Source organism: Dietzia sp. DQ11-38-2 (assembly GCF_014145055.1).
Classification (GTDB): Bacteria; Actinomycetota; Actinomycetes; order Mycobacteriales; family Mycobacteriaceae; genus Dietzia.
Genome location: NZ_JAALDW010000418.1, coordinates 1,838 through 8,409, shown reverse-complemented (window position 1 = coordinate 8,409; position 6,572 = coordinate 1,838). Strand labels below are relative to the sequence as shown.

Annotated in this window: 7 protein-coding genes; 1 reads left to right on the top strand and 6 read right to left on the bottom strand. The window is 69.0% G+C overall.

What is annotated here, in order from left to right:
- On the top strand, positions 1–339 hold a 339-nt coding region (locus tag G6026_RS17475), incomplete at its 5' end, for a zinc-binding dehydrogenase (protein WP_241728085.1).
- Positions 340–360: 21 nt separating this feature from the next.
- Here the strand turns inward: G6026_RS17475 and G6026_RS13555 are convergent.
- From G6026_RS13555 to G6026_RS13530, 6 genes are all read right to left on the bottom strand, one after another.
- On the bottom strand, positions 361–1,152 hold the full coding sequence (locus G6026_RS13555) for a 5'/3'-nucleotidase SurE (RefSeq protein WP_228549041.1): 792 nt from the start codon (positions 1,150–1,152) through the stop codon (positions 361–363).
- 15 nt (positions 1,153–1,167) lie between these two features.
- Positions 1,168–2,163, bottom strand: coding sequence for a PfkB family carbohydrate kinase (locus G6026_RS13550; RefSeq protein WP_182613472.1), 996 nt, complete (start codon positions 2,161–2,163; stop codon positions 1,168–1,170).
- A gap of 140 nt (positions 2,164–2,303) precedes the next feature.
- On the bottom strand, positions 2,304–2,702 hold the full coding sequence (locus tag G6026_RS13545) for an SHOCT domain-containing protein (protein ID WP_107757741.1): 399 nt from the start codon (positions 2,700–2,702) through the stop codon (positions 2,304–2,306).
- 319 nt (positions 2,703–3,021) lie between these two features.
- Positions 3,022–4,245, bottom strand: coding sequence for a zinc metallochaperone AztD (gene aztD / locus G6026_RS13540; RefSeq protein WP_107757742.1), 1,224 nt, complete (start codon positions 4,243–4,245; stop codon positions 3,022–3,024).
- Positions 4,246–4,270: 25 nt separating this feature from the next.
- Positions 4,271–5,191 carry a zinc ABC transporter substrate-binding protein AztC gene (gene aztC / locus G6026_RS13535; protein WP_182613471.1) on the bottom strand — a complete coding sequence of 307 codons (921 nt, stop codon included), beginning with the start codon at positions 5,189–5,191 and terminating at the stop codon, positions 4,271–4,273.
- Positions 5,188–6,507, bottom strand: a complete 1,320-nt coding sequence (locus G6026_RS13530; RefSeq protein WP_182613470.1) for an ABC transporter — start codon at positions 6,505–6,507, stop codon at positions 5,188–5,190. Before G6026_RS13530 ends, aztC begins: the two co-directional genes overlap by 4 nt.
- Between the last annotated feature and the right edge of the window lie 65 nt (positions 6,508–6,572).

Here is a 6,572-nt window from a genome sequence, read left to right as displayed (position 1 = left end):
GGCGGCCGCGGCGTCACCGCGGTGTTCGACATCGTGGGCTCCTCCCCCACTCTGGAACTCGCCGCCTCGGTGGTGGCCCAGCAGGGCTCGGTCACGGTGGTCGGCCTGGCCGGCGCCGACTTCCCCTGGAACGTCTTCCGCCTGCCCTACGAGGTCAACTTCTCCTCCACCTACTGGGGCACCCTCGAGGACCTCCACGAGGTGGTGGACCTGTACCGGGCCGGCAAGATCAACCCGGAGGTCCACGTGTATCCCCTGGACCAGGCCCTGGAGGTGTACCAGAAGCTCGTCGACGGCCGGGTCAGCGGACGCGCGGTGATCGCCCCCCATGGCGGATAGCGAGAACCGCACCGGCCAGGATCACCCCGCGTCGGCGTTCTCGGGGTTGACCACTGTGTCCAGGTTGGATCCGCGCTCCCCGATGCCCGTGATGCTGGTCACGGTGGCCACTCCCGCACCGAGCAGCGCCGCGTCGGTGTGGGCCTCGTGCTCCTCCGGCGTGTCGGCCAGGATGAGATGGACGTGGTTACTGCCGGCCTCGACCATGGTGGTGTGGACGATGCCGAAAGGCGCCAACGGGGCGCTGGTGATCGTGAGCCCGTCAGCGCGCGGGGTGTTGGGGACATTGACATTCAGCACCGTGCCGCTGGAGCTCGCCAAGAGCGCCGGGAGGACCCGCGAGGTCACTGCCGCTGCGCTCGACCAGTGCGCTGCGGCGTCCGTGTGATCGGTCGCCAACGACACCGCCAGGCCGCGGGCGCCGTTGAGGCCACCGGTCAGTGCGGCCCCCACGGTGCCGGAGTGCAGAATCGCCCTGCCCACGTTGGCACCGCGGTTGATGCCGGACAGGACGAGATCCGGCGGCCCGTCACTGAACGCACGATGCGCTGCGAGCAACACGATCAGCGCCGGCGCGGCGTACACGGCGAACGCCGGCACCTCCATTCCCGGAAGCGTGCGACGCTCTACGCGGATGCTGCCCTGCCCACCTGCGGCGGTGACGGCGGAAGCCTCGGTGGCGGTGATGGACGCACTGCTGCCGCTGGCTTCTTCCACCGGCGCCGCCACCACCACATCCAGCCCGCTTGCGCGTGCCGCTCCGGCCAATGCCAACAGGCCCGGAGAGTCCAGACCGTCGTCATTGGTGACCAACGCGAGCAGGGTCCGTCACCCCCTTCGGATGAAGTCGGAAAGCTGGGCGGGCGTGATCCGCACCTCCGGAGGCCGTTGCCAGTCATAGGGACTGATCTGCACGAATTCGCTGAATCTCCTGATGGTGGACAACTCGCCGGTGCCCAGACCGTGTCGCGTGACGTTCAACGCTCCGGCCGCCGCCCCCAGTGACACCGCCTTCTCGATCCCCGAACCCCGGGCAAGAACCGCTGCGGTAGCGGCGGTGAAGCTGTCGCCAGCGCCCGTCGAGTCCTCGACCTGCATGGCCGGCGCGACGACCTCGCGGACTCCCTCGTCGTCGAGGAGGAGCAAACCCTTCTCGGCGCGGGTCACGATCACCGTCTCCGCGCCCGCACTGCGGATCGCGTGCATCGCCGAGACGATCTCCCGCACGTCGACCGAGGAGATCCTGCCATCCGCCAGCAACTCCTCGTGGCTGACCTTGACGACGTCCACCCCACCCTGGAGGGCGGAATCGAGCCGCTCCCCGATGAGGTCGACCATCACTCTGCACCGGCAGGTGCGCAGGTCCGCCGCGAGCCGTCGGTAGACGTCGGCAGGTACGACGCCCCCGCCGGCGGGACCGCTGAGAAGCACCACATCCGAGCCGATGGCTTCACGGAGTGTCAGGCCGTACAACCTGTCGAGGTCGTGGCGCGACAACGAATCACCCTTGGTGTCGGCGACGACCCGCCGACTGCCCTGCCGACGGTCGTGGATGTATGCGGCGCCGTAGCCTTCCTTCCGTTCCACCGCGACCAGACGAAAACCTTCGTCCCGGATGAGATGCTGCAGCACTGCCCCGGTCTCTCCGGCGAACCCCGCGCACAGGGTCACCTCCGTGCCCAGAGCGCGCACCATCCGGGCCTGCCACACGCCCTGCCCACCCGGGTGCAGGTGAATCGCCACGTCACCGTCGTGGTCTTCCACCGTGATCGTCAGTACGGGTGACGGCGCGAAGATCACGACGTGCCCCACCCGGCCGCTCACGCCGCGAGGTCCCGCGTCGTCTGGGTCCACAACGTCACCTCACATCCGAAGACCGGCAGCGCCATCGACGTCGCGGCCCTCGCGCGGAGCGGACGTCTGCTCACCCGCGTGAGTCTCCGGATCGTCGAATGCCGGCGTCGTCACCCGGGTTGGCCTAATGCCCTGGCCTTGAGCGCCTCGTACTCCTGTGGAGAAATGGTCCCCTGATCGAGAAGAGCGCGGGCCTTGGTGATCTCGTCGGCAGGGCTTGTCGAATGCGAGATCTTCCGAATGTAGTCGTCGAAATTGCGCTGGTCGCGATTCAGCCTCAGTTCCGCACGTTCCTGCATACCGGGGCCCCGGGCGATGAGATACACCAGGACCGTCAGGAACGGCACGAACACGAGGCAGAACACCCAGACCGCCTTCCACCAGCCGCTGAGCTGGTGATCGCTGAAAAGGTCTGCGATCACCGAGAACAATGCGAACAGATAGGCGACCAGCGCGAAGATCCAGAAGACTGACCAGAGCACGCTCCAGAAACCGTAGTCGTCGAACATCGTGACTCCCTCGGATAGTGTCCTCAACGAGGTAATCAAATTGTCGTGGCGCTGTCTATGCCCTCTGCCGGATAACCGGCTCTTCCGTGGGTGTCGGCGCCGATATCCGCGGTCGTCATCCCACCGACCAGAGTTCGGAACGCTGATGGATTCGCGTCCCGGGGCGTCGTTCACCGAGAGGGGACACACCCGGTGGCCGCCTCCAGGCACGAGGAGCGCGGCCACCGCGTGGTCGTTCGAGGGGTCCTTCTCCGACCCACTCGACGAGAACCGGCGCGGTGACCGCTCCTCATGGAGTCGACAGCCGGTCGAGCCAGGGTCAGCCCAGGGCCACCGCCATCTCGTTGGGAGCCTCGGGGAGCTGGCCCGAGGCGACGACCTCACCGTTCGTGAGGTCCACGGCGTACACGGTGTTCGCGGCGGGCTCGCTCACGTAGGCGATGTCCCCGTTCACCACGATGCCGGGGTGCGGGTCCTGCCACTCCGCCGGGCCCTCCCAGGAACCGATCACGTCGTAGCTCTCGGAGATCTCGCCGGTGGCCGGGTCGATCACGTGGATGGCACCGTCGGTGCCCAGGAGGTAGGCCTTGTCGTCCGGCCCGCGCACCACGCCGCGCCAGGTGTACCCGACGTCCTCCGGCAGGTCCACGACCTCGAGGGTGCGGGCCTCGGTGTCGATCAGCGCGATCTTGTTGAGCAGGACGCCCTCGGCGTCCGGGTCGTCCTTGTAGTCACCGACGACGAGGGGGCTGTCCTCGGACACGTAGGCGTTGCCCATGCGGCCGTACTCGTCGGGCGCGGTGAGCTTCTCGAACGCGCCGTCCTTGTAGATCAGGGCACCGTCCTCGCACCCGAAGATCACCGTCTCGTCGGCGGCGGTGCCCTCGCCGTGAATCGCGGGGCACTCCTCGTTGCGGGCGATCTCCTCGCCGTCTGCGTCGACGGCGAAGGCGCCCGTGCGGCCCTCGTCGTCTCCGATGGTCGAGAGGAAGGTGCCGTCGCTCAGCACGATCGAGACGCCGTGGTGCGCCTGGTCGCCGGGGATGGTCTCGAAATCGGGCAGGTCGGCGTCGTCGCCGGCGAATGCGTCGGTATCGAAGACGAAGGTGTCGCTGGTGCCGTCGTCGTACAGCACGGTCTTGCCCGCGTGCCGGACGACGTGCGCCGGGGTCTCGGCCTCGATCACCAGGTCGGTGAGCTCCGGCGCCGAGGTGTCGAGCACCTGGAACCCGTCGGAGGTGGTGACCAGGACGGTCCGACCGTCACCGAACGCGTTCAGGCGGGTGAACTCCTCGGTCTCGAACTCCTCGATGATCTCGAGGGTCTCGCCGTCGAGGACCGCGACGCCGTTCTCGTACGCCACCGCGAGTCGGTTCTCCGAAGACCCCTCATGTGCTGCCGAGGTCGTGGTGGCGGTGGCGTTCTGCGCCTCGGCGTCGTCTGCGTCGGCGTCGCCACCACCGTTGCCACATGCGGTGGCGAGCAGAGCCGCTGTCGCGAGCACCGCGACCGCTCCTGCGCCGCGGGTGTGTCGTGTTCTCATTCCTCGTCCTTCTTTCACTAGGTGGTCAGGCGGAGAGCCCGTCGACGATGCGCTCGGTGTTCGCGCGCATCATCTCCAGGTAGCTGGGGGCGCCCTGTCCCGTTTCGGTGAGCGACTCGGTGAACAACTCGATCACCCTGATGTCGATACCGGCTTCGCTCGCGAGCACCTGCACCAGCCGATCCGGCTGGGAGGACTCGGCGAAGATCGCGGGGACGCCGGCCTCGGTGATCGCCGAGGCGAGCCCGTCGAGGTCGGAGGCGCTGGGGGAGGCGAGGGTGGTCCCGCCGGGGATGGCCGCGCCGAGGACGCGGAAGTCGAAACGCTCGGCGAGGTAGCCGAAGACGTGGTGGTTGGTCACCAGCGCGCGTCTGTCGGCGGGGAGGGTGGCGAACGCGGCGGTCATCTCGTCGTCGAGCTCGTCGAGTCGGTCCCGGTACCGGGCGGCACCCGCCTCGACGGCGGCCCTGTCGATCCCCTCCACGTCGAGAAGCTCGGTCTCCAGTGCGTCGACGACGTCGACCATGCGGGCCGGGTCGGTCCAGAAGTGCGGGTCGGCGGTGCCGCCGGCGTCCTCGTCCGAGTAGTCGATGACCTCGATCTGGTCCCCCGCGACGAACATCGGCACCCCGGTGTCCGCGACCCGGTCGAGATGCTGTTGGAGCCCTTCCTCGAGACCCAGTCCGTTCGACACCACCAGGTCGGCGCGATCCATGAGGCTCGCCTCCTGAGCGGAGATCTCGAACGAGTGCGGGTCGGCGTTGGGCTTCATCAGGGTCGTGACGTCGGCCGCGTCCCCCACCACGTTCTCGACCACGTCGCCGAGGATGTTGGTCGTCACGACGACGGTGGGGTGGTCGCCCGCGTCGCCGTCCACGATCGCGCACCCCGACAGGGCCAGTCCCGCTGCGACGAGCACGGCGGACAGCACCGGACGCCGCCTCATCGTCCGGTCTCCGCCACGAAGTCGGGGGTGGTGGGTGTCCCCAGGCTCCGGGCGACGCGCGCGTCGCCCCGGTAGTCGATCTCGTGGACGACCCCTGCGACGGGGTCGTTGACATACGCCCGCTCGCGGTCGACCGTGAGCTCGATCCCGGAGGCGGTCTCCGGATTCGCGACCGACCCTGCCAGCAGTGCCTCGGTCACCGCGATCTCCGTGCCGGCCTCTCCGTCGAAGACGCGGATCCGGCCCTCCCGGTCCACCCCCACCACGTGGGAGTCGTCGTCACTCGCGGCGGACACCTGCAGCAACGGCTGATCCGTCGGCACCAGGCGCCACTGCCGCGACCGGGTGTCCAAGAGCCAGAATCCCTCGTCCCCGGCGAGCGCGGCCACCACCGGTCGTCCCTTGCGGCCACGGAATTCCGTCGCGCGCGGCGCCTCGGTGCCCTCCGGGAAGGCGATCGATTCGAACCGAGGTCCGCCGTCCTCGTAGGTGGCCAGGACGGCCCCGTCCGCACAGCCCACGACCACACCGATGCGCGTGGTCACGGCGCCCTGTGCGTCCGCGCAGGGCGCCGTCGCACCGTCCACCGGAGCGCCGTCGGCTCCGTGGAACTCCACCCCGGACACCACTGCCGACTCGTCGACGATGGTCACGAGCGCGCCACTGCCGAGGGGGGCGACCAGTCCCTCGTGCGGTTCGGACTCGAGACGGAAGACCTCCTCGACCCGCCCCTTGGACAGGGCCTCGTTGCTCAGCAGGACCGCCTCTCCCGACTCCGGGAAGAAGATCCCGGTACCCCCCGTGGTGGCGTTACCTGAGGTCGTCACGACCGCGGGGCCGTCCCCCATCACGGCTCCGAGCATGCTCGGGGAGGTGCGGTAGTAGTGGAAGTGGTCGACGTGGTCCCACGTCCACACACCGCTGTCGACGATCTCCACACCGGATTCGGTGTCCGCGAACAGGTACCGGCCGTCCGAGGTGACCGCCGACGGGGGCTCGATGGTGCCCGGCTCGGTCGACGTCCCGTCGAGCAGGTTGAGCATGCCGACCGCCCCGGTGCGGTCGATGCTCACCAGGTGCAGCTGGGGCTCGGCCACCTCCTCGGCGCCTTCGATCTCGCCGTGCCCGTCGCCGGTGCCCTGCCGCGACGACTCCGCGGCAGTGGTGGTGGTCCCGCCCGCCGCGGTATCCGGGCCGCCCGTGTCGGTCGGGCCGCCCGCGCACCCCGCGAGCGCGAGGGCGACGACGGCAGCGACTATGCCGGCAGGGAATGCACCAGGACGGACGACGGTGGAACTCGATCTGAGGGTGTGCATTCTCTGCTTTCTCGATGGGTTTCGGGGGGTGTCACCGTGCGGATGCGTCCGCCGCGCCCACGGCG

Excerpts from the sequence above, each read along its gene's own strand:
- G6026_RS13545 (WP_107757741.1), bottom strand. The coding sequence starts at position 2,702 with ATGTTCGACGACTACGGTTTCTGGAGCGTGCTCTGGTCAGTCTTCTGG.
- aztC (WP_182613471.1), bottom strand. The coding sequence starts at position 5,191 with ATGAGGCGGCGTCCGGTGCTGTCCGCCGTGCTCGTCGCAGCGGGACTG.
- aztD (WP_107757742.1), bottom strand. The coding sequence starts at position 4,245 with ATGAGAACACGACACACCCGCGGCGCAGGAGCGGTCGCGGTGCTCGCG.
- G6026_RS13530 (WP_182613470.1), bottom strand. The coding sequence starts at position 6,507 with ATGCACACCCTCAGATCGAGTTCCACCGTCGTCCGTCCTGGTGCATTC.